The organism is Sphingobium sp. 15-1 (genome assembly GCF_013375535.1).
GTDB classification, from domain to species: domain Bacteria; phylum Pseudomonadota; class Alphaproteobacteria; order Sphingomonadales; family Sphingomonadaceae; genus Sphingobium; species Sphingobium aromaticivastans.
The window spans coordinates 1852448-1875076 of record NZ_JABXJG010000001.1; the positions used below are offsets into that span (position 1 = coordinate 1852448).

22 protein-coding genes are annotated in these 22629 nt (G+C 64.5%); 20 read left to right on the forward strand and 2 right to left on the reverse strand.

Annotation, left to right across the window (positions count from 1 at the left end; all coding sequences use genetic code 11):
• Positions 1 to 2: 2 nt before the first annotated feature.
• The 9 genes from HUK72_RS08705 to HUK72_RS08745 all read left to right on the forward strand — a co-directional run bounded on the left by HUK72_RS08705 (position 3) and on the right by HUK72_RS08745 (position 9750).
• The gene (locus HUK72_RS08705) at positions 3 to 629 is read left to right on the forward strand and encodes a LysE family translocator (RefSeq protein ID WP_176596436.1); all 627 of its coding nucleotides are present in this window, start codon (positions 3 to 5) and stop codon (positions 627 to 629) included.
• A 3-nt stretch (positions 630 to 632) separates the two neighbouring features.
• Positions 633 to 1517: a F0F1 ATP synthase subunit gamma gene (locus HUK72_RS08710; protein WP_176596437.1), complete on the forward strand. Its 885-nt coding sequence runs from the start codon at positions 633 to 635 to the stop codon at positions 1515 to 1517.
• A 24-nt stretch (positions 1518 to 1541) separates the two neighbouring features.
• Positions 1542 to 2987, forward strand: a complete 1446-nt coding sequence (atpD, locus tag HUK72_RS08715; protein ID WP_066558844.1) for a F0F1 ATP synthase subunit beta — start codon at positions 1542 to 1544, stop codon at positions 2985 to 2987.
• Between the two features lie 168 nt (positions 2988 to 3155).
• A complete protein-coding gene (locus HUK72_RS08720) occupies positions 3156 to 3410 on the forward strand; it encodes an ATP synthase F1 subunit epsilon (RefSeq protein ID WP_013846041.1) in 255 nt (84 codons plus the stop codon).
• Positions 3411 to 3529: 119 nt separating this feature from the next.
• Entirely contained in the window at positions 3530 to 5494 is a 1965-nt protein-coding gene (locus HUK72_RS08725; RefSeq protein ID WP_176596438.1) for a hypothetical protein, read from the forward strand.
• Entirely contained in the window at positions 5491 to 6054 is a 564-nt protein-coding gene (locus tag HUK72_RS08730) for a hypothetical protein (RefSeq protein ID WP_176596439.1), read from the forward strand. The genes HUK72_RS08725 and HUK72_RS08730 overlap by 4 nt, the downstream gene beginning before the upstream one ends.
• 72 nt (positions 6055 to 6126) lie before the next feature.
• On the forward strand, positions 6127 to 7653 hold the full coding sequence (locus HUK72_RS08735) for a CpaF family protein (RefSeq protein ID WP_176596440.1): 1527 nt from the start codon (positions 6127 to 6129) through the stop codon (positions 7651 to 7653).
• A 124-nt stretch (positions 7654 to 7777) separates the two neighbouring features.
• Complete coding sequence (locus tag HUK72_RS08740) at positions 7778 to 8584, forward strand: class I SAM-dependent methyltransferase (RefSeq protein ID WP_176596441.1); 807 nt, start codon at positions 7778 to 7780, stop codon at positions 8582 to 8584.
• Positions 8585 to 8844: 260 nt separating this feature from the next.
• Positions 8845 to 9750, forward strand: a complete 906-nt coding sequence (locus HUK72_RS08745; protein WP_176596442.1) for a DMT family transporter — start codon at positions 8845 to 8847, stop codon at positions 9748 to 9750.
• A 232-nt stretch (positions 9751 to 9982) separates the two neighbouring features.
• On the opposite strand, the gene HUK72_RS08750 is transcribed toward HUK72_RS08745, so the two are convergent.
• The gene (locus HUK72_RS08750) at positions 9983 to 10411 is read right to left on the reverse strand and encodes an OsmC family protein (RefSeq protein WP_176596443.1); all 429 of its coding nucleotides are present in this window, start codon (positions 10409 to 10411) and stop codon (positions 9983 to 9985) included.
• Positions 10412 to 10506: 95 nt separating this feature from the next.
• Here HUK72_RS08750 and HUK72_RS08755 point away from each other — a divergent pair, with 95 nt between their 5' ends.
• The 11 genes from HUK72_RS08755 (at position 10507) to HUK72_RS08805 (ending at position 21535) form a co-directional block, all read left to right on the forward strand.
• Positions 10507 to 10872, forward strand: a complete 366-nt coding sequence (locus HUK72_RS08755; protein WP_176596444.1) for a PRC-barrel domain-containing protein — start codon at positions 10507 to 10509, stop codon at positions 10870 to 10872.
• A 175-nt stretch (positions 10873 to 11047) separates the two neighbouring features.
• Complete coding sequence (locus HUK72_RS08760; protein ID WP_176596445.1) at positions 11048 to 11716, forward strand: alpha/beta hydrolase; 669 nt, start codon at positions 11048 to 11050, stop codon at positions 11714 to 11716.
• Between the two features lie 156 nt (positions 11717 to 11872).
• Entirely contained in the window at positions 11873 to 12064 is a 192-nt protein-coding gene (locus HUK72_RS08765) for a YezD family protein (RefSeq protein WP_176596446.1), read from the forward strand.
• Positions 12065 to 12234: 170 nt separating this feature from the next.
• Positions 12235 to 14709 carry a TonB-dependent receptor gene (locus tag HUK72_RS08770; protein ID WP_176596447.1) on the forward strand — a complete coding sequence of 825 codons (2475 nt, stop codon included), beginning with the start codon at positions 12235 to 12237 and terminating at the stop codon, positions 14707 to 14709.
• Positions 14710 to 14956: 247 nt separating this feature from the next.
• A complete protein-coding gene (gene panB, locus HUK72_RS08775; RefSeq protein WP_176596448.1) occupies positions 14957 to 15829 on the forward strand; it encodes a 3-methyl-2-oxobutanoate hydroxymethyltransferase in 873 nt (290 codons plus the stop codon).
• A 74-nt stretch (positions 15830 to 15903) separates the two neighbouring features.
• A complete protein-coding gene (locus tag HUK72_RS08780; RefSeq protein ID WP_176596449.1) occupies positions 15904 to 16602 on the forward strand; it encodes a tetratricopeptide repeat protein in 699 nt (232 codons plus the stop codon).
• Positions 16599 to 17960, forward strand: a complete 1362-nt coding sequence (locus HUK72_RS08785) for a PQQ-binding-like beta-propeller repeat protein (protein ID WP_369805939.1) — start codon at positions 16599 to 16601, stop codon at positions 17958 to 17960. The genes HUK72_RS08780 and HUK72_RS08785 overlap by 4 nt, the downstream gene beginning before the upstream one ends.
• Positions 17961 to 18107: 147 nt before the next feature.
• Complete coding sequence (der, locus tag HUK72_RS08790; protein ID WP_044661752.1) at positions 18108 to 19475, forward strand: ribosome biogenesis GTPase Der; 1368 nt, start codon at positions 18108 to 18110, stop codon at positions 19473 to 19475.
• Positions 19462 to 19677 (forward strand): sulfurtransferase TusA family protein, encoded by a 216-nt coding sequence (locus HUK72_RS08795; RefSeq protein ID WP_025549906.1) that lies wholly within the window; start codon positions 19462 to 19464, stop codon positions 19675 to 19677. Before der ends, HUK72_RS08795 begins: the two co-directional genes overlap by 14 nt.
• Before the next feature lie 197 nt (positions 19678 to 19874).
• On the forward strand, positions 19875 to 20318 hold the full coding sequence (locus tag HUK72_RS08800; protein ID WP_176596451.1) for an Hpt domain-containing protein: 444 nt from the start codon (positions 19875 to 19877) through the stop codon (positions 20316 to 20318).
• 185 nt (positions 20319 to 20503) lie between these two features.
• A complete protein-coding gene (locus HUK72_RS08805; RefSeq protein ID WP_176596452.1) occupies positions 20504 to 21535 on the forward strand; it encodes an LLM class flavin-dependent oxidoreductase in 1032 nt (343 codons plus the stop codon).
• Here HUK72_RS08805 and HUK72_RS08810 read toward each other — a convergent pair.
• Positions 21503 to 22624: an acyltransferase gene (locus tag HUK72_RS08810; protein ID WP_255325790.1), complete on the reverse strand. Its 1122-nt coding sequence runs from the start codon at positions 22622 to 22624 to the stop codon at positions 21503 to 21505. The two genes, HUK72_RS08805 and HUK72_RS08810, sit on opposite strands and share 33 nt — an antisense overlap.
• Between the last annotated feature and the right edge of the window lie 5 nt (positions 22625 to 22629).

Here is a 22629-nt window from a genome sequence, read left to right on the forward strand (position 1 = left end):
ACGTGCTGACCGCCCATTCCCTCCTTGCCTGGACCGTCATGGCGATCGGTCTGGTGCTGCTGCCGGGACCGGACACCATGCTGGTGGCTGGTCACGCGGCGCGGCGCGGGCTGAAGGCGGGAATGGCGGCGATCGGCGGCATCCAGCTCGGCGGGCTGTTCTACATGGCGCTGTGCGGCTTCGGCTTCCTCAGCGTCTTGAACGCGGTGCCGGGGCTGTTCGTGGCGGTGAAGATTGCTGGTGCGATCTACCTCGCCTGGCTCGGTCTTTCGATGCTGCGCGGCGCTGTTAAGCCAGCGCCCGCGTCGGAAGCGCCCAAGCTGCGGATCGGCGGATCGCCCTTCGCCCAGGGTTTCATCAGCACCGTGCTGAACCCGAAGGTCGCGATCTTCTTCCTCGCCGCGCTGCCGCAGTTCGTCGGCACCGGCCCGGACGCGCCGTGGCAGGGCATGCTGCTGATCGCGATCGTCTATGTGCTGGGCTTCTTCTGGTGCGCCCTTCTCGCCGCCCTCGCCACCAAGGCGGGGCGCAAGGTCGGGCAGAGCAGCGCGATGCGCTGGTTCGAAGGCGCCATGGGCGTCGGTTTCTTTGGTCTCGCGGGCCGTCTGGCCCTTGCTCGGAATGTTTGAACTATGGCTAGCCTCAAGGAACTGAAGCTGCGCATCGGGTCGGTCAAGTCGACCCAGAAGATCACCAAGGCCAAGCAGATGGTCGCCGCCGCGAAGCTGCGCAAGGCGCAGGCCGCTGCCGAAGCCGCCCGCCCCTATTCGAGCCGCCTCGAAGCGGTCGTCGCATCGCTGGCTTCGAAGATCGCAGGCGGTTCGGGCGAAGGCGCCTCCCCGCTGCTGGCAGGCACCGGCAAGGATGAGGTCCATCTGCTGGTCGTCGCCAACTCCGACCGTGGCCTTGCCGGCGCGTTCAACGCCAACATCGTAAAGGCTGCGCGCGCTAAGGCGGACGAACTGATCCAGCAGGGCAAGACCGTCCGCTTCTATCTGATCGGCCGCAAGGGCCGTCCGGTCATCAACCGCACCTTCCCCGGCATGATCGTCGCCCAGTTCGACACCACCGGCACCAAGGAACCGGGCTATGCCCAAGCCGAAGAGATCGCGCATGAGCTGACGCAGATGTATCTGAACGGCAAGTTCGACGTCGCGCACCTCTTCTTCTCGCAGTTCAAGTCGGCGCTCGCCCAGATCCCGACCGAACAGCAGATCATCCCGGTCAAGATTCCGGCCGACGCCGACCGCAACGCCATCGCCGCGACGGTGGAATATGAACCGAGCGAGGAAGCGATCCTCGACGACCTGCTGCCGCGCAACGTCACGGTGCAGATTTTCAAGGCGCTGCTGGAAAACAACGCGTCCGAACAGGGCGCGTCGATGACCGCCATGGACAATGCGACCCGCAATGCCGGCGACCTCATCAACAAGCTGACCATTCAGTATAACCGCAGCCGTCAGGCCGCGATCACCACCGAACTCGTCGAAATCATCTCGGGCGCCGAAGCCCTCTAAGATCACGCACGCAAGGAAGCAGTCATGGCAACCACCAACAATGTAGGCCGCATCTCGCAGGTCATCGGCGCCGTCGTCGACGTGACCTTCCCCGATGCGGTTCCGTTCATTCTCTCGGCGCTGGAAACCAGCAACAACGGCCAGCGTCTGGTGCTGGAAGTCGCCCAGCATCTGGGCGAGAACACCGTTCGTACCATCGCGATGGACTCGACCGACGGCCTGACCCGCGGTCAGGAAGTCACCGACACCGGCGCGCAGATCCGCGTTCCCGTCGGCCCGGCCACGCTCGGCCGCATCCTCAACGTCGTCGGTGAGCCGATCGACGAGCGCGGTCCGGTGGAAACCACCCTCTCCGCCCCGATCCACGCCAAGGCTCCTGAGTTCGTCGACCAGTCGACCGACGCGTCGATCCTCGTCACAGGCATCAAGGTCATCGACCTTCTCGCCCCTTACGCAAAGGGCGGCAAGATCGGCCTGTTCGGCGGCGCGGGCGTCGGCAAGACCGTGCTCATTCAGGAACTGATCAACAACATCGCGAAGGGCCATGGCGGCACCTCCGTGTTCGCGGGCGTCGGTGAACGCACCCGCGAAGGCAACGACCTCTATCACGAATTCCTCGACGCCGGCGTTATCGCCAAGGACGCCGACGGCAACGCGATCAGCGAAGGTTCGAAGGTGGCGCTGGTTTACGGCCAGATGAACGAGCCCCCGGGCGCCCGCGCGCGCGTCGCCCTGTCGGGCCTCACCATCGCGGAATATTTCCGCGATCAGGAAGGCCAGGACGTGCTGTTCTTCGTCGACAACATCTTCCGCTTCACCCAGGCGGGCGCGGAAGTGTCGGCTCTGCTCGGCCGTATTCCTTCGGCCGTGGGCTATCAGCCGACCCTCGCCACCGACATGGGCGCCCTTCAGGAGCGCATAACCTCGACCAACAAGGGCTCGATCACCTCGGTGCAGGCCGTGTACGTCCCCGCGGACGACTTGACCGATCCGGCGCCGGCGACCTCGTTCGCGCACTTGGACGCCACCACCGTTCTCAACCGCGCCATTTCGGAACTGGGCATCTATCCTGCGGTCGACCCGCTGGACTCGACCAGCCGCGTTCTGGAACCCCGCGTCGTGGGGCAAGAGCATTATGAAACCGCCCGCGCGGTTCAGGCGATCCTCCAGAAGTACAAGTCGCTTCAGGACATCATCGCGATCCTGGGCATGGACGAGCTGTCCGAAGAGGACAAGCTGACCGTCGCCCGCGCCCGCAAGATCCAGAAGTTCCTGTCGCAGCCCTTCCACGTCGCGGAGGTCTTCACCGGCATTTCGGGCAAGTTCGTCCAGATCGAAGACACGGTGAAGTCGTTCAAGGCCGTGGTCGAAGGCGAATATGACCATCTGCCCGAAAACGCCTTCTACATGGTCGGCGGCATCGACGAAGCCATCGAAAAGGCGAAGAAGCTGGCTGCGGAAGCGGCGTAAGCTGACATTCTTCTCCCTGCGGGAGAAGGATATGAAGACTTGCCAGCGTGCTGGCTAGTCGGAGTTGGATGAGGGCGGACCGGACATCGCCAGTCACCCTCACCCTCCCACCGCTTCGCGGCGGGCCCCTCCCTCTCCCATAGGGAGAGGGGTTCAGAGGACAAAAGAATGGCACTGCATTTCGAACTCGTGACCCCGGAAAAGCTCGTCCGCTCGGAAGAGGTCTATCAGGTGGTCGTTCCCGGCACCGATGGCGACTTCGGCGTGCTGGAAGGCCACGCGCCCTTCATGTCGACCGTCCGCGACGGCGCGATCCAGATCTTCGCCAGCGCCGGCAGCGCGCCCGAAGTCATCCCGGTCCGCGGCGGCTTTGCCGAAGTGAATGAAAAGGGCCTGACCGTCCTTGCGGAGCATGCCGGCTGACAAGCCGAAACTGACCCCCGCCTGACAAAAAGGCCGCGTTCCGCATCGGAACGCGGCCTTTTTGGTTAGCGGCTCCTTAACTTTGCGCCGCTAATCGGATGCTCAGTCGGGGAGTATCCATGTCCTATATGTTCCAAGACCTTGCGGGCCTTGCCCTCGCCACATTGCTGGCGCCGCTGGTCTTATATCTGCCGGGCCTGGGCCTGGTCCGCCTGCTGTCCAGAGCCGGACTTGCCGCCGAAAGCTATTGGCAGCGGATCGGCTGGGCCATGCTGCTGGGCTTGGCGGTCCTGCCCGTCTTCGAAATATTGCTGATCCGCATCGCGGGCATGCCGGCCATGCTCCTGCTGCACGCCGGCCTGGCTCTATGGGGCGCTCCACTGCTCCGGGCGCCCGATCGAAGCGCGTCGTTCGCGCCTTTCATCCTGCTCGGCCTCTTTTGGTGGCTGATCTGCGCATGGAGCATTGTCGATGTGGACGTAAACGGCAGGCTGTATCAAAGCCTGATCGCCGTCGACATGGTCAAGCATGCGGCGGTGGTCGAACAGATTGTCGGCCAGGGCGTCCCCTTTTCCGATCCGTTTTTCGCGCGCGAAGGCATTACGGGCTATTATCATTATTTCTATGCCTGGCCGGCCGCCATCAAATGGATCGGCGGTGAAGCGATCAGCGCGCGCATGGCCTTCAGCGGATCGGTCTATTGGACAGGGATCGGCGTCGTCGCGCTCCTGTGGCGCCTTGCCACCGACGCGGCCTTCATCCGCCCCGGCCGGGGTCCGCGCCTGCTGCTGCTCGCCGGCGCCTTGTGCTTCATCGCAGGCGCCGACCTGTTGTTCATGCTGTTGCGCTATCTTGTGGTCCATCGGATCGAACCGGAACTCGATAGCTGGAACACCGAAATCCGCATGCTCGGCACATCGGTTCTCTGGGTGCCCCATCATGTTTCCGCCATGGTCGCCGCTTGGACCGGGATGTTGCTCATAGTGCGGACGAGGCCGGGCAACCGGCTCTTGCTAGGGTCGGCGGCAGGGGCCGCCTTCGCCACCATGTTCGGTGAGTCGGTCTGGATCGCCCTCACCATTGCGCCGCTGCTGGCAGGTTGGACCATTTTGCGCCTATTGCGACGCGATCCCGTGCTGCTCATCGCCGGAACGGTCGCGCTGCTGCTCTCACTTCCCCAGTTGCACGACATCGTCCACGGCCGCGCGCCGGAAGCCTTTCCCATTGCCTTCGGCGTACGCCCCTTCACCGTCATCTTCGCGGCCGACACGCTGGCGGCGCAGCTTTGGTCCCTGATCCTCCTCCCGCTCAACTATGGGCTGGAGTTCGGCCTTTGCGGCGTGGGCGCCTATCTTTACTGGCGCGCGCGCAAGCGGCCGGAGCCCCAAGGCGTCGCGGTCCGCCAATTATTGCTGTGGAGCGCGATCACGGCGCTGCTCATCGCCAGCTTCTTCAAATCGGTCATCATCAACAATGATCTGGGCTGGCGCGCCGTTCTCTTCTCCGTCACGGCGGCCATGGTCTGGACGTTGAGACTGGGCCAGAGCATATCGTCCGTCCGAAAACTCCATCCGATGGCGCTTGCCCTGCTGGCCCTGGGTTCTGTCGGCACGGCCTGGGATCTGTTCGGCCTGCGGCTTATCCGGCAACCCCTATTCTCCGTGCGGCCGATCGGGCTCAACAATGCGCCCGCCATCAGCTATGCGCAGCGGCAGGCCTATGGCTGGACCGATCGTCACCTGCCGCCCAGAGCCGTGTTGCAGCATAATCCGGCCATCACGCTGAGAGCGGTCGATTTCGGCCTATATGGCCGCCACTGGCCCGCCGTCGCAGATGCGCAAGCCTATCTTTTCGGCGCCGGCACCAAGGCCACAGCCGATCGGATGGCGCTGCTGACGCCGATTTTCATGCGCTCTCTGCCCATGCACGACATGATCGACCGCGCCCGCAGCGCGCATGTCGACTTCTTGCTCTTTGCCGCGCGCGACCCGGTCTGGAGACTCCATGGCGGACCGCCACTCCCCTGTGTCTACCGCTCGGCCCTGATCTGCGTCGCCCCGGTGCCGAAGGAAAGCCGCTCATGAAGACTCTCATCACGCTCGCCCTAGCCTATGCGCTGACGATAGCCATCGGCTTCCTCCTCTATATCGGCCTGATCCGCAGTCCGTTGCTGGCGGAACTCGGCATCCTCTTCTACCGGGGCGTCATCATCGCGGCCCTGACGGCCCTGCTGCTGCTCGTCACGGGCCTGGCGCTGCGTCAAAGGCTGCGGCTCGACCCGGCGACGCTGGTCGGCGCCGTCGCGCTATCCCTCTCCTTCAACATCTGCTTCCTGATCACCTTCCCCGTGACCTTCGACCGGTCGATCACGATGTTCCTGCTCGCCCGGATCGAGCGGCATGACGGCGAACTGGACGCCGCCGGGCTGGAGCGGCTCTATATGCGCGAATATCTGGGCGACATGCGTCAGATCGACCGGCGCGTGGCGGAACAGGCCCTGTCCGGCAATATCCGCATCGACCAGGGGCACATCCACATCACCCCGCAGGGGCGGCGCCTGCTCGCGGGTGGACGAGTAATCGGCGGCTGGTTCGGCGCCGACCCGCGTTTCCTTACCGCTCCTTCGCCGGCTCCACGGCATTAGCCATTTATCAAAGTTTCCACTCTATTCACCTTTACCAATCAGAGCTGATCCAGATTATTTCGGCGGAGAATTATGAGCGCGTTTGGACGAAAAAATGGACCCGCCGGCATCAAGCCGGGCTTCGGCATCGCTCGGCCAATGCAGGGAGGCGCGCCCAAGGAAGAGATCAAGGGCGGCGAGCAATTCCCGCCGCTGGACATGACGGCGATCCCCTCGGAAACGCCGCTCGATCCGCTCTCCGCGCCCACCGGCCAGATGCAGCGCAACGCCGACGCGATGCAGCGCCTGTCGGAACGCGCCAATGCCGAACATGCCGCCGATGCCGGGCCGCAGGGCTTCGAAGCGTCGGTTCACAAGATCAAGGAGCAGGTCCTCCCCCGCCTGCTGGAGCGCGTCGATCCCGAAGCCGCCGCGACGCTGACCAAGGATGAGCTGGCGGAGGAATTCCGCCCGATCATCATGGAGGTGCTGGCCGAACTGAAGCTGACCCTGAACCGGCGCGAGCAGTTTGCGCTGGAAAAGGTGCTGGTGGACGAGCTGCTCGGCCTTGGCCCGCTGGAGGAATTGCTGTCCGACCCGGACGTCACCGACATCATGGTCAACGGCCCGGAGCAGACCTATATCGAAAAGAAGGGCAAGCTCCAGATCGCGCCGATCAAGTTCCGCGACGAGGAGCATCTGTTCCAGATCGCCCAGCGCATCGTGAACAAGGTCGGTCGCCGCGTCGACCAGACCACGCCGCTGGCCGACGCCCGCCTGCCTGACGGCTCTCGTGTGAACGTCATCGTGCCGCCGCTATCGCTGCGCGGCACCGCCATCTCCATCCGTAAATTCTCCGCCAAGCCGATCACGCTGGACAATCTCGCCCAATGGGGGGCGATGAGCCAGAAGATGTGCACCGCGCTCAAGATCGCAGGCGCCTGCCGCATGAACATCGTGATTTCGGGCGGCACCGGTTCGGGCAAGACCACGATGCTCAACGCCCTGTCGAAGATGATCGACCCGGGCGAGCGCGTGCTGACCATTGAGGACGCGGCGGAACTTCGCCTGCAGCAGCCGCACTGGCTGCCGCTGGAAACCCGCCCGCCGAACCTGGAGGGCCAAGGCGCGATCACCATTGGCGACCTCGTGAAGAACGCCCTGCGTATGCGTCCTGACCGTATCATCCTGGGCGAAATCCGTGGCGCGGAGTGCTTCGACCTGCTCGCCGCGATGAACACGGGCCATGACGGCTCCATGTGCACGCTCCACTCCAACAGCCCGCGCGAATGCCTGGGCCGTATGGAGAATATGATCCTGATGGGCGACATCAAGATTCCCAAAGAAGCGATTTCCAAGCAGATCGCGGACTCGGTCGACCTGATCGTGCAGGTGAAGCGCCTGCGCGACGGCTCCCGCCGCGTCACCAACGTCACCGAAGTGATCGGCATGGAAGGCGATGTCATCGTCACCCAGGAACTGTTCAAGTTCGAATATCATGACGAGGATGACAGCGGGAAGATCATCGGGGAATATCGCTCGATGGGCCTGCGCCCCTATACGCTGGACAAGGCGCGGCAGTTCGGATTCGATCAGCCTTTCCTGGAAGCCTGCCTGTAACGACCGGCCCGCACAGGCCGATCTGTAACAATCTGTTGCCGGCGGGACATTTCCCGCCGGCGCGCTTGCGCACAGCCTGCATCACCGGCACATCGGAGCCTCCCCCGTGAAGAGAGGATTGCCGATGAACCGTCTCGCCCGCGCCGCCCTGCTGCTGACCGGCCTCTCCCTGCCCCTGCTGCCGCTTGCCGCCCAGCATGCCGGGCATCATCAGGCCGCCGATCCGATTGCCGCCGCCATCGCCGCGCCCAGCCGCACGCCCGCCAACAGCGCGCGCGATCCCTATCGCCATCCGGCCGAGACGCTGGCCTTCTTCGGGGTGAAGCCGGACCAGACGGTCGTCGAATATGCGCCCAGCGGCGGCTGGTACACGGAAATCCTGGCGCCCCTGCTGCACGACAAGGGCAGCTTCTACGCGCTCCAGCCGACCGGGCGCTATCTGGACGGGTACAAGGCGTTCCTGGCCGCGAAGCCGGAGATTTACGGCAAGGTGAAGCTGGTTCCCTTCCCCGACCAGACCGGCCTGATCCCGGCGGGCAGCGTCGACACGCTGCTGACCTTCCGCAATGTCCATAATATGGTGATGGGCGGCACGGAAATGGCGACCTTCAAGGCCTTTTACGATCTGCTGAAGCCGGGCGGGACATTGGGCGTCGTCGATCATCGCCTGCCCGAAGGACGGGACGCGGCGCTGGAAAAGAGCAGCGGCTATTTGAAGGTCTCGACCATCCGCCGCCTCGCGGAAGCGGCCGGGTTCGAATATGCCGGATCGTCGGAGATCAACGCCAATCCCAGGGACACCGCCGACTGGGAAAAGGGCGTCTGGACGCTCCCCCCGACCCTGCGCAACGGAGAGGTCGACAAGGCGAAATATCTCGCGATCGGGGAAAGCGACCGGATGACGCTGCGGTTTCGCAAGCCGGTGAAATAGTTCGGAGATTGGGACGAGGCTGTTGAAAAGGAAGCAGACCCCATCCCCCTCATTCGTCATGCTGAACTTGTTTCAGCATCCATCGTGCCCCACCCGCCTTCGCTCTTGGGGAGAAATGGATGCTGAAACAAGTTCAGCATGACGGGTTGTCTAGAAGGCAACGCCGGAACGGGATACGACCCTTCAAACGCATCCCATATATCAAAGCCACAAGCCCCCTAAGCTGTTGCGTCCTCCGGCAGCCGGGCTAAGGCGGTCGCGTGCCGCCCCTGCCCCCTTCCAGCCGTCCGCATCGCCCCTTCACCGCCATCGGCCTGCGGCTGGTCGCGGTGATCTGCCTGTCGGTCATGTTCGTGACGGTCAGGCTGGCCGATGCGCGTGGCGTGCATGTGGTCGAATCGCTGTTCTACCGGCAGGCGCTGGCCTTGCCCGTGGCCTTCGCCTGGATCGCCGCGAGTACCGGCATGGGATCGATCCGCACCCGGCGCATCAGCGTTCATGCCACGCGCATGATCGTCGGCCTGACCGGCATGGTGCTGAACTTCCTGTCCTATATCCTGCTGCTGCCGGCGGAGGCCGTCACCATCGGCTTCACCATGCCGATCTTCGGCACCATATTGTCCGCCCTGATCCTGCGCGAAGCGACCGGCCTGCACCGCTGGAGCGCCGTTCTGGTCGGCTTTCTGGGCGTGATCGTCATGGTCCGCCCGGATGCCGGGCATTTTCCCGCCATCGGCGTCGCGGTCGCCCTCTCCGCCGCGTTCATCACGGCCAATGTCAGTCTGGTGCTGCGCGAACTGGGGCGGACGGAAAGCGCGGGGGTGATCGTCTTCTGGTTCACCCTGTTGTCGCTGCCGCCGCTGGGCGCGGCGATGCTGTTCTATGGGCAGGCCCATGACGCCGTGACCTGGGGGCTGCTGTTGCTGATCGGCGTATCGGGCGGCATCGCGCAGATCTGCATGACCGCCGCCCTGCGCTGGGCGCCCGTCTCCCTCGTGCTGCCGATGGATTACAGCTCGATCATCTGGACGACGCTGCTTGGCTGGGCGATCTGGGGCAACTGGCCGATGGCGACGACCTGGATCGGCGCCGCGCTGATCGTCGCGAGCGGCCTGTACATCGCCTGGCGCGAGCATGTCCGCGCCAGGCGCGCTCGCTCAGCCTAGGCCGCGTGGGCAAATTCGGAATGTCGGGAAATGGCCAGGAGCGGACGTTAAGCGCGCCGTGCTCCTGCGAAGGCAGGAGCCCAGGCCCACTGTCAGTGGATCGTCGCAACGCCTGAACTGGGCTCCTGCCTTCGCAGGAGCACGGTGTGCCATTAAGTGAGTGCTGAAAGCAGAACATCCGCTCTCCACCCAAATCACGCAGTCCGGCGAGTCTTGAATTTGTCCACGCCGCCTAGAGCAATTCAGCGTCCATGCTGATCTCCGCATTCAGCAGCTTGGACACGGGGCAATTGGCCTTCGCCTTGGCCGCCAGTTCCTGGAACCGGGCGTCGTCCGCGCCGGGGATAGTCGCCTTCAAGGTCAGCCTGCTGGCGGTGATGGCGAAGCCGCCCTCCTGCTGCTCCAGCGTCACGACGGCGTTGGTCTCCATCTTCTCCGCCGTCAGCCCCGCTTCGCCCAGGATCAGGGACAGCGCCATGGTGAAGCAGGAGGCATGGGCCGCCGCGATCAACTCTTCGGGGTTGGTGCCCGGCACCCCTTCGAAGCGCATCGCAAAGCCATAGGGATGCGCATCCAGCGCGCCGCTCTGGGTCGAGATCGCGCCCTTGCCGTCCTTCAGGCCGCCGCTCCATACCGCCGATCCGCTGCGATTGATCTTCATGACCATCCTCCTGTCTGCGCGCTGTTTGCAGGGGGAACCCGGCCGGTCCCCCATGGTTCATCACCATAGCGCGATTTCTTCGCAGGAGAGTGACAATGTCTGACATAGCGACGGAAAATCATGGCGACCTGATCGCATCCGACCGGGTCGAGGGCACCACCGTCTACAACCGCCAGGGCGAGCGGCTGGGCCATATTTCCAATTTCATGGTCGACAAGCGCAGTGGGCAGGTGCGCTATGCCGTGCTGTCCTTCGGCGGCTTTCTGGGCATGGGCAACGATCATTATCCGCTGCCCTGGTCGATGCTGAGCTACGACACCGACAAGGGCGGCTATGTCGTCGATCTGGCCAAGGATATATTGGATGAGGCGCCCCGGCACCTGCCCGACGAACGGCCCGACTACAACGATGCCTATGGCCGCAGCGTCTTCCAATATTATGGGCTGATCTACCCCTGGTGACAGGCCCGCGAAGGGGGTCGCGGCAAGGCCCAAAGGTGGTATTTCGCGACCCTTTCGGCTATATGAACCTCAGATGAATCGGGTTGCCCAGATTCCGACACATTTTGTCGCTTGACCATTGTCTACCGGATAAATAGAATTATCTCTCCCTCGACAATAGGACGAGGATCTGACCATGGAGCGATTCGGACATTCAGGAGACGCGCGCCAACCGGTTGTGCTGACCATACCGGGTCTCAACAATAGCGGACCCGATCATTGGCAGACGCTGTGGGAAAAAACCCGCGGGGATTGCGAACGCGTCGACCTGGGAAGCTGGGCCAGCCCCAGCCGCAATAGCTGGGTCACGCGCCTGGACGCGGCGATCCGGGCGGCGGACGGGCCGATCATCCTGGCCGCGCACAGCCTGGGCTGCCTGGCGGTCGCCTGGTGGGGCGCGTTGCAGAGCCAGGCCTATGGCTGGCCGGTGACCGGCGCGCTGCTGGTGGCGCCGCCCGATTGCGACCGGATGGAAACACCCGAGACGATCGGCGGCTTCGGCCCCACGCCGCGCGCGCAACTGCCCTTCCCGTCGATCGTCGTGGCCAGCCGCAACGACCCCTACATCTTCTTCGAACGCGCCCATAGCGTCGGCAAGAATTGGGGCAGCAGCTTCGTCGACGCCGGTTTCTGCGGCCATATCAATGCGGAATCGGGCCTGGGCGAATGGCGCTTCGGCCAGGCGCTGCTCGAAAAACTGATCGACAATGCGCATGAGCAGGCCTCTGCGATGCGCCAATTGCGGCCCGCCATCCCGCTGGCGCATCAGGAGCGGCGATTGGCGGCGCTGCGGGTCAACGGCTAGTCTGTAGTTTTTTGTTATCGCATCGTTTTTACGGAAAACCGGACCCACTTTTCCGAACGATGCTTTTGGGGCGCGACAAGAGAAACTTGAGCGCCCCTTATATTTGCTTTTTTGTCTATCAATCCAGTTGAGATAAAGAGCGGCTAAGAGGTGTTTATGAGTGAAAACCGATCGATTGAATTTGCCCGAAACGGCCGCAGCGAAGGGCAGCGCCACGACATCGCCGTCAGCATCGAAAAGGTGCGCAGCGTGCTGGAGGCGCTTCGTTTTGGATCTGTCACGCTGACCGTGCATGACGCACGCGTGGTGCAGATCGACGTCACGGAAAAGACGCGCCTGACCGCCTGAAGGAACAGCGGGGGCACAAGAATACAGGGTTGCTGAACAAGGCCCGCAAAAGGGCTGAATATAAGTGGCAAGGGGTGGGCCACATTTTCCATTCCCAGACCAACGGCTTTGAGCGGATCACCGCAGAGGCCGCGATCAACATTCACCGGACATCCGGAAGGGGAATATCCATGATTGCGCGTTTTCTGTTGCTCGCCGGCGTGGCGAGCGCATCCTTCATTGCGTCCACCGCATCTGCGCAGGACGCGCCTCAACCCGTTGCGGACAGCGCCGAACAAGCCACTGCCCGCGGGGAAGTGATCATCGTCACCGCCCGCCGCCGCGCGGAAACCGCGCAGGAGGTGCCGCTGGCGATCTCCGTGATTCGCGGCGACAGCATTGAGGCGACCGGCAATTTCAACGTCGTGAAGCTCCAGCAATTGGCGCCGACGCTTCAGGTCTACACCACCAACCCGCGCAACACCTCGGTCAACATCCGTGGCCTTGGCGTGCCGTTCGGCCTGACCAGCGACGGCTTCGAGCAGGGCGTCGGCATCTATGTCGACGACGTTTACAACAGCCGCGTCGCCGCCGCGACCTTCGACTTCCTCGATGTCGCCCAGGTCGAAGTGCTGCGCGGTCCGCAAGGTTCGCTCTACGGCAAGAACACCACGGCAGGCGCGATCAACATCACGACCAACCAGCCGACCTTCGATTTCGAGGGCCGCGCCGAGCTGACCGTCGGCAACCTCAACTACAAGCAGGCGAAGGCCGCCATTTCCGGCCCGCTGTCGGACACGATCGCCGCCCGCATCGCCGTCGCCGCGACCAGCCGCCGGGGCACGATCTACAACGTCACGTCCCAGCGCTGGATCAACGAGCAGGACAATCTGGGCCTTCGCGGGCAACTGCTGTTCAAGCCCACCGATAATTTCAGCCTCACATTGTCGGGCGACTACAGCAAGCAGGACCCGGAATGCTGCGGCACCGTGTTCGTGCGGGTGGGCACCACGCAGCGCCCGATCAACCGCCAATATGACGCGCTCGCCGCCGCGCAAAATTATGTCGTCCCCAGCCGCAACCCTTATGACCGGCTGACTGATCTCGACAGCAACCTGAATGCTGGCAACAAGATCGGCGGCGTATCGGCGCGGGTGAAGTGGGATGTCGGCCCAGGCACGCTGACCTCCGTCACTGCATGGCGCTTCTGGGACTGGAAGCCGGAAAATGACCGTGACTTCACCGGCCTGCCGATCGTGTCCAAGTCGCAGAACCCCTCGCAGCAGGACCAGTATAGCCAGGAATTCCGCTATAATTACGAGAGCCAGAAAGTCGACTTCGTCGTCGGCCTGTTCGGCTTCAAGCAGCGGATCGACACCCAGGGCACCGAACAGCAGGGCAGCGCCGCCGCCAAATGGAGTCTGAACCCTTCGACCTCTCCGACCAACATCGCCAACATTCCCGCGACGCTCGCAGGCCTGACCGCCAGCAACACGCAATGGCTCAAGAGCGAAAGCGCGGCGCTGTTCGGTCAGCTTAGCTGGAAAGTGACGGACGCCCTCACCATCCAGCCGGGCGCGCGCCTCAACTATGACAAGAAGTCGGGCTTCTACCAGCGCGTCGTGACCAACGGCCAGGGTCAGGTCATCAGTTGCACGCCTGCCCCCAGCTCCACCACCCAGCCAGTGTTGGCGGCGCAGTGCGGCGTCTACCAGCCGCAGGTCAGCTCGCCGTCCGACAGCGCGTGGAACTTCACCTACGACTTCAACGTCAATTACAAGATCGCGCAGGACATCCTTGCCTATGCGACCTATGCCAAGAGCTTCAAGACGCTGGGCATCAACCAGAACGGCCTGCCGCTCAATTCAGACAATACGGTGAACTACGCTGCCAGCACGGTGAAGCCGGAATCGGTCAACCATTATGAAATCGGCCTCAAGACGCAGTTCTGGGACCGCCGGGCGACCTTCAACCTCACCGCCTTCCGCACGGAGATCAAGAATTTCCAGGCGACGGTGAACGGCGGCCAGTTCGGCACCGTGCGCGGCTACCTCGCCAATGCGGAAAAGGTCCGGTCGCAGGGTATCGAGGCGGACCTCAAGATCGTCGCCAGCGACCGCTTCACCGCTTATGCCAACGGCGCCTATACCGACGCCAAGTACAAGAAGTTCACCAACGCGCCCTGCCCGCCCGAACTGTCCGGCGGCACGTTCGTGACTGGCACCCAGACGCCGGACGCACCCGGCCAGGCCGGCAACACGCCTAGCCACCCCGCCGCATCGCTCAGCCCACGGGCCTGCGACATTTCCGGCCAGGACCTGCCCGGCGTGTCGAAATGGGCCTTCTCCTATGGCGCGGAATATAACATTCCGGTCACGCTGCTGGACAAGGATGGGCAGCTTTATCTGGGCGTCGACGGCAATTACCGGTCGCATTGGAATTCCAATGCCTCGCCGTCCATCTATACGGAGGTGAAGGGCTATGCCCTGACCAACTTCCGCGCCGGCTTCCGGGGCGAAGGGTTCGACATCTTCGGTTGGGTCCGCAACGCCTTCGACGTCAACTATATCGAAAATCTGCAGGTCGCGCCGGGTAACACCGGCCTGATCGCCGGCCAGCCCGGCGACCCCAGAACCTGGGGCGGAACGATCAAATTCTCGTTCTGACCTTTTAAAAGAGGTTCACCCCCTGTGGGGAGCGACACGGCCCTGTCGCTCCCCGCATTTTTACGTTCCCGTGTTAGGATTCCCTGTTCCTGCGAAGGCACTCGATCGAGACAAGCGGCTCGTGAGAGCCCAGTCCTGCCCTCAGTGTATCATCGCACCGTCTGAACTGGGCTCCTGCCTTCGCAGGAGCACGGCATATATGCCGCCCGATTTGCGCCCCGCGCCACGCTGGGGTAGAGCGCATTCCATGTCCACGACCTTCACCCTCGACACGTCGACCAGCCGCGCCAATCCCACCCCTGCGCCGATGAAGCGCCTGACCGTGCCCGCCATCCAGCGCCGCAAGTTCGAGGGGAAGACGGAGCAGCCGCTGGTGATGCTGACCGCCTATACCGCGCGGCAGGCGCAGTTGCTCGACCCGCATTGCGACATGCTGCTGGTGGGCGATTCGCTGGGCCAGGTGATTTACGGCCTTCCCTCCACCCTTGCCGTCACGCTCGACATGATGATCGCCCATGGCGCGGCCGTGGTCCGGGGCAGCTATCACAGCGTCGTGCTGGTCGACATGCCCTTCGGCAGCTACGAAGCCTCCCCGCAACAGGCCTTTGCCAGCGCCAGCCGCATCATGGCCGAAACCGGCTGCGCGGGCGTCAAGCTGGAGGGCGGCGTGGCGATGGCGGAAACCATCTCCTTCCTCAGCCAGCGCGGCATTCCGGTGATGGCGCATATCGGCCTAACGCCGCAGGCCGTGAACGCGCTGGGCGGTTATGGCGCGCGCGGCAAAAGCCAGGAGGAGCATGCCAAGATCATCTCCGACGCCCGCGCCGTGGCTCAGGCCGGCGCCTTCGCGATGGTGATCGAAGGGGTGATGGAGGACATCGCCGTCGCCGTCACCGACAGCGTCGACGTGCCGGTGATCGGCATCGGCGCATCGGCGCATTGCGATGGACAGGTGCTGGTGGCGGAGGACATGCTGGGCATGTTCGAACGCGTGCCCCGCTTCGTGAAGCGTTATGAAAATATCGCGGAAACGATCGAAAAGGCTGCCGTCCAATATGCCGAAGATGTCCGGAACCGGCACTTTCCGACCGAAGATCAGGTCTATCGGCCCAAAAAGTGATTTGCGTGAGCCAAGAGCCCCGCTAATGATCGCGCCTTCCGCGTGCCGTAACTGACGAATTTCTGGAGACCCAAGTGGCCCTGACGCCGCAAAACAGCGAAGCCTTCATGCGTGAGGTCGACGAGGCCGTCCGGCAGGACCAGTTGCTGACCTTCTGGCAGCGCTTCGGCCGGTGGATCGTCGCGGCGGTGGTCATCGGCCTCGCGGTCTTCGGCGGCTGGCTCTATTGGCAGCATTACACCAAGACGCAGTCGCAGGCCGTGTCCGAGGAAATGGACAAGGCGATCGCCACGGCCGTCGGCGGCGGCACGCCCGACGCCAAGGAACTGGACAAGCTGACCCAGGCGAGCCAGCCCGGCTTCCGCGCCTCCGCCCTGCTGGTGAAGGCGGGCACGGCCGCGCGCAAGGGCGACAGCAAGGCCGCCATCGCCGCCTATCAGGCGATGGCCAATGACAGCTCGCTCGACCAGCCCTATCGCGACCTGGCGCTGATCCGCCAGACCACGCTGGAATATGAAAATCTGCAACCGCAGCAGGTGGTCGACCGGCTGAAGCCCCTCGCCGTGGAGGGCGCGCCCTGGTTCGGCAGCGCCGGGGAACTGGTCGCCATCGCCTATATGAAGATGCGCAAGCCCGACCTCGCCGGGCCGCTGTTCGCCGCCATGGCGAAGGACCCGAACGTGCCGCAGTCGATCCGTTCACGCGCGCGACAGATGGCGGGGTTATTGGGTGTAGATGCAGTCGAAACGCCGATCGTGGCGGGACAGGAATGATTGGGCGCATGGGAAAGCACAGCATGACGAAATTTTCGGGCGCCAGCCGCGCCGTGACTGTGGCCACGATGATCGCCCTGCTCGCGGGCTGCGGCGTGATCGGCGGCAAGAAGGGCGGCCCCAAGACCCCGGTGATCGGCAAGCGCACCTCGATCCTCAGCAATGAGCAGGGTGTGGAGGTCGACCCGACGCTGGCGGACGTGCCCGTGGCCCTGCCCGAACCCTATGCCAATGACCAATGGTCGCAGCCGGGCGGCAGCCCCGCCAAGACGATGGGCAATCTGGCGCTGGGCGCTTCGCCGTCGCAGGCCTGGACCGCCTCCATCTCCGGCAGCACGCCTCAGGCGCGCCTGGCCTCCGCCCCGGTGGTGGTCGGCGGCAAGCTCTATGTCATCGACGCCGATGCGCGGGTGATCGCGTTCGACGCCAATAGCGGTTCGAAGCTGTGGCAGACCCCCCTGCCCGCCGAGGGCAGCGGCCGCGCCCTGTTCGGCGGCGGCGTCAGCGTGATCGACGGCAAGCTCTATGCCAGCACCGGCGTGGGCGATGTCGCCGCGCTGGACGCCAATACCGGCGCAGTCCTGTGGAAGAAGCGTCCCGGCGGCCCGCTGCGCGGCGCGCCGACGCTGGCCAACGGCCATGTCTATGTGATGGGGCAGGACAATCAGATCTTCGCCCTCAACCAGAGCGACGGCGAAGTGCAGTGGACCGACAGCGGCACGCTGCAAGTCACGGGCATTTTCGGCGTGGCCGCCCCCGCCGCCGCGCAGGGCACGGTGATCGCGGGCTACAGTTCGGGCGAGCTGACCGCCTATCGCTATGAAAATGGCCGGACGCTGTGGGGCGACGCGCTGTCGCGCACCAGCATCTCGACCGCCGTGGCGTCGCTGACCGACATCGACGCCGATCCGGTGATCGACCGCGGCCGCGTCTTCGCCATCGGCCAGGGCGGCCGCATGGCAAGCTATGAACTGGTGAGCGGCCAGCGGCTCTGGGAAATCAACATTGCGGGCATTTCGACCCCTTCGGTCGTGGGCGAATGGGTGTTTGCCGTCACCAGCGACGCCAAGCTGCTCTGCGTCGCCCGCGCCACCGGCAAGATCCGCTGGATCAGCCAGCTCCGCCGCTGGCAGAAGGAAAAGAAAAAGGACAAGGCGATCCGCTGGACCGGGCCTGTGCTGGCGGGCGGGCGGCTGGTGCTGGTGTCGACCCATGGCGACCTCAACTATGTCGATCCGACGACCGGCAAGATCCAGGCGGAAGTCGATCTCGACCGGTCGATGTCGCTGTCGCCGGTAGTCGCGAACAACACGCTCTATATCCTGGCGGATGACGGCAAGCTGACGGCGTTTCGCTGACGCCAGGAACGATAGAAGGTAAGCGTGCTCCTGCGAAGGCAGGAGCCCAGTTCCAACGGTAGGACTGGGCTCCTGCCTTCGCAGGAGCACGCATGTTTTTACGCCTGATGTGCTGACAGGCGACCCAAGAAAGGATACGGGCCTCTCATGCTGCCCACCGTTGCCATTGTCGGACGCCCAAATGTGGGCAAGTCCACCCTTTTCAACCGGCTCGTCGGCAAGAAGCTGGCGCTGGTCGACGACCAGCCTGGCGTGACCCGCGACCGGCGGGAGGGGCAGGCGAATCTGCTCGGCGTCGATTTCACCATCATCGACACCGCCGGTTATGAGGATGAAGACCCCCAGACCCTGCCCGGCCGCATGCGCATGCAGACGCAGGCGGCGGTGGAAAATGCCGATGTCGCGCTGTTCGTCGTCGACGCCCGCGCCGGGATCACCCCGCTGGACGAGGAAATCGCCCGCTGGCTGCGCGAGGGCGACGCCCCCGTCGTGCTGATGGCCAACAAGGCCGAGGGCAGGGCAGGCGACGATGGCGTGATGGAAGCGTTCAGCCTGGGCCTGGGCGACCCCGTCCCCTTCTCCGCCGAACATGGCCAGGGGCTGGCCGATCTGTTCCAGGCGCTGCTCCCCTATATCGACCGTGAGGAGGAGGAAGAGGAGGCTGAACCCGAAGAGGCCGATCTCGAATCCGCGCCGCTGAAGCTCGCCATCGTCGGCCGCCCCAATGCGGGCAAGTCGACGCTCATCAACCGGCTGCTGGGCGAGAACCGCCTGCTGACCGGCCCCGAAGCGGGCATCACCCGCGACTCCATCGCCGTCGACTGGAGCTGGACGAGCCCCGACGGCGAAGAACGCCCGGTACGCCTGATCGACACGGCAGGCATGCGCAAGCGCGCGAAGGTGCAGGACAAGCTGGAAAAGCTCGCCGTTTCGGACGGCCTGAACGCCGTGAACTTTGCCGAAGTCGTCGTGCTGCTGCTCGATTCCACCCGCGGGCTGGAGGCGCAGGACCTGCGCATCGCGGACAAGGTGATCGAGGAAGGCCGCGCCCTCGTCGTCGCGCTCAACAAATGGGACACGGTGGAGCATGGCTCGGCGCTCTATCAGGGCATCAAGCAGGCGCTCTCCGATGGTCTCGCGCAGATACGCGGCGTGCCGATCATGACCGTCTCCGCCGCCACCGGCAAGGGGCTGGACGATCTGATCCGCGTCGCCTTCGAAACCCGCACCGCCTGGTCGCAGCGCGTGTCGACCGGCATCCTCAACCGCTGGTTCGAACGCGCGCTGGAGGCCAATCCACCCCCCGCCCCCGGCGGCAAGCGGATCAAGCTGCGCTATATCACCCAGAACAAGACCCGCCCGCCGACCTTCGTGCTGTTCGGCACGCGGCTGGACGAGCTGCCGGAAAGCTATCGCCGCTATCTGGTGAACGGCATCCGCAAGGAGTTAGGCTTCGGCGCGGTGCCGGTGCGGTTGACGCTGCGCAGCGCCAAAAATCCCTATGCCAGCAAGTGAGGCGGTCCATATCGACGCGAGAGGCATGAAATGCCCCTGGCCCGCACTGCGCGTGGCGCGGGCGATGCGGTCCGCCGATGCGGTGACGATCGAGGCGGACGATCCCATCGCGCCAGTGGAACTGGAGGCCTTGGCCCGGCAGCAGGGTTGGACCTTCATTGCCGAGAGGCCGCATCTCTTTGCTCTCGCTCGATCGCTCTAACGATCCTCCTCCCTCGTCATGCTGAACTTGGTTCAGCATCCATCGTGCCTCTTGAACTGGACCTGGAGGAGAAATGGATGCTGAACCAAGTTCCGCATGACGTCGGGGTTACATAACGCCTCCCCCACCCCACCCAACTTAACCCCCTATTTACGCTCCTCTTCTATATTCCCCACGGCAGAACAGGGAGTGTCAGGGTGTCATATCAAGAGGCCGAACTGGTCAACTGGGCCGATTTTGCCAAGTCCCGATCGGAGTTGGGGACCGCTTTCCTGCGGATTCTCGGCTATTTTCGGGAGGATGGCGCCAAGGCGATCGGCATGATCGAGGACGCCTTTCGCGCGCTGAACGCCGCCGCGCTCGTCACCCCGGCCCATACGCTGAAGGGCGAGTCCGCGCAGTTCGGCGCCTATCGCCTCAGCGCCATGGCCGAAAAGATCGAGATGGTCGCCCGCCGCTGCGTCGAAAGCCGCGAAGGCCCGGACGAACTGATCGAGGATGTCGTGGCGCTGCGGCCCTGCTTCACCGAGACGATGGCGCTGCTCGACCGCGACGCCAATCCGCTGGTCGCCCGCAGGCCGCAAGGGTTCGGCCGCCGCGTCGACGGTCCGGCCCAGGGATTCGGCCGCGCCGCCGGTTGATTGCGCGGGTTGGCCAGTTGCTGCCATTGCCCGATACGTGCTCCTGCGCAGGCAGGAGCCCAGATCAGACGGTGGAACTGGGCTCCTGCCTGCGCAGGAGCAGGCAAGCCTGTTCTGAAGATGTCCGCTTTCCATCCCAAAAATACGTATTGAAATAAAACGGGTCATCCCCCCATATGCGGCGCATGACTCGTTTTTCCGTTCTGGACCTCGTCCCCGTCAACGAAGGCACCACCGTCAGCGAGGCGCTCGGCCGCGCCGCCGCCTTTGCCGCCCATGCCGAAAGCCTTGGCTTCCACCGCTATTGGGTGGCGGAGCATCATGGCATGCCGGGGATTGCGTCGGCCGCGACCGCCGTGGTGCTGGCGCATATCGGACAGGCCACAAGCCATATCCGCATCGGCGCGGGCGGCATCATGCTGCCCAATCATGCGCCGCTGCTGATCGCGGAACAGTTTGGCACGCTGGCCGCGCTGTTTCCCGGCCGTGTCGATCTGGGGCTGGGCCGCGCCCCCGGCTCCGACCAGCGCGTGGCGCAGGCGATGCGCCGCACCCTGACCGGCGGGCCGGACGAATTCCCTCGCGACGTGATGGAATTGCAGGCCTATTTCGCCGGCGACGCGCGCCTGGGCTTTCAGGCGACCCCCGGCGCGGGCGAGGACGTGCCGCTCTGGATTCTCGGTTCCAGCCTCTATGGCGCGCAACTGGCCGCCGCGCTGGGCCTGCCCTATGCCTTCGCCTCCCATTTCGCGCCGGGCGCGCTGGATGAGGCGATCGCCATCTATCGCCGCGATTTCCGGCCATCGGCGCAGCTCAAATATCCTTATGTGATGGCGGGATTCAACGTGTTCGCTGCCGACACGGCGGAGGAGGCGCGCCTGATCGCCACCTCCATGCAGCAGGCCTTCGTCCGGCTGCGCACCGGTCAGCCGGGCAAGCTGCAACCGCCTGTTCCCGGCTATTATGAAAGCCTGCCGCCGCAGGCGCAGGCGATGCTGGCCGATGTGCTGAGCGCTTCCAGCATCGGCGCCCAGGCGGATGTCGAGCGCGATCTGGCCGCCTTCATCCGCCGCACCCAGGTCGATGAGATCATCCTTGGCGGCCAGATCCACGATTTCGAGGCACGCAAGCGCAGCCTGGAAATCGCCATGGCGGCGGGCCGTGCGGTGGCCGGTCGAGTGGTGTCAGGCGGCCATCAACCGGCCGCCGCTCAATAGCTTCGCCAGTCCCGGCGCGGCGCGGCTGAGCAGCGAGCCCAGCAGCACGACGGCGACCAGCACCAGCAGCGGCTGCACCAGCAGATAGGCGGGATAGAAGGGCGAGCCCAGCTTGCCGAACAGGATTCCCAGCACCGGCCCGCCCAGCCAGATCAGGATGAGGTGCGAGCAGAAGAGGAAGAAGGCGAAGGGCTCGATCCGCAGCAGCATCCCCCGCGCCGCGCTGGCCGCCAGCGACCAGGCGAGGCGCCAGAAGAACAGCGCCGCGACGACCCGCACCGCCATGTCCAGCACCGCCGTGGCGAGGCCCTGCTGCAAAGCGCCCGGATGCAGGGAAATAAAGAGCTGCGCCGTCATCAGCAGCGCGAAGGGCGCCGCCGCGACCGCCCAGGACAGCGCCGCCACCCGGTCGGCCAGCCCTCCGCGCCGCGCGATGATGCCCATGATGAAGAAGAACAGGATGGACGCGCGCATCAGCACCGGCGGCCCCCAGCCCATGATCTGGCATAGTGCCGCCATCGCCGCGACGCAGCCCAGCGCCCAGCCGGGCAGCCGCACGAACAAAGGCGCGGCCAGCATGCACAGGAACAGGTCGCGCAGGAACGGCATCTGCACGTTGATGTCGGGATTGCGGCTGACGATGAACAGTTCCTGGAACATCCAGCCGGTCGACGAGGGCACCGGCGCGGACAGGCCCAGCACCCAGGCCGCGCCGGACACGAACAGGATCGCCAGCGCGTTCCACAGGATCATCGGCAGCAGGATCGTCCGCGCCTTGCGCCCGACATGGCGCAGCCAGTCCTGCGTCCGCGAAGACCCCGCGACCAGCCAACCGGAAATCAGGCCCAGCAGCGGCACGGCGCTGCGCCCGAAAATCTCCATCAATGCCCAGCGCAGGCTGTCCTGCGGCGTTCCCCGCAGGATTTCCAGATCATGACCGCTCAGACCCGTCCAGGCATGGACGTACACCACCCCCAATATGCAGATCACGCGGGCGATGGAAATCGCGTCGGATCGCCGCGCCGCGTCGGTCGTCAGCACGGCAGGCAAGCGATTTTCCCGATTTTCGGCAAATGTTTCAACGACCAGGCCCG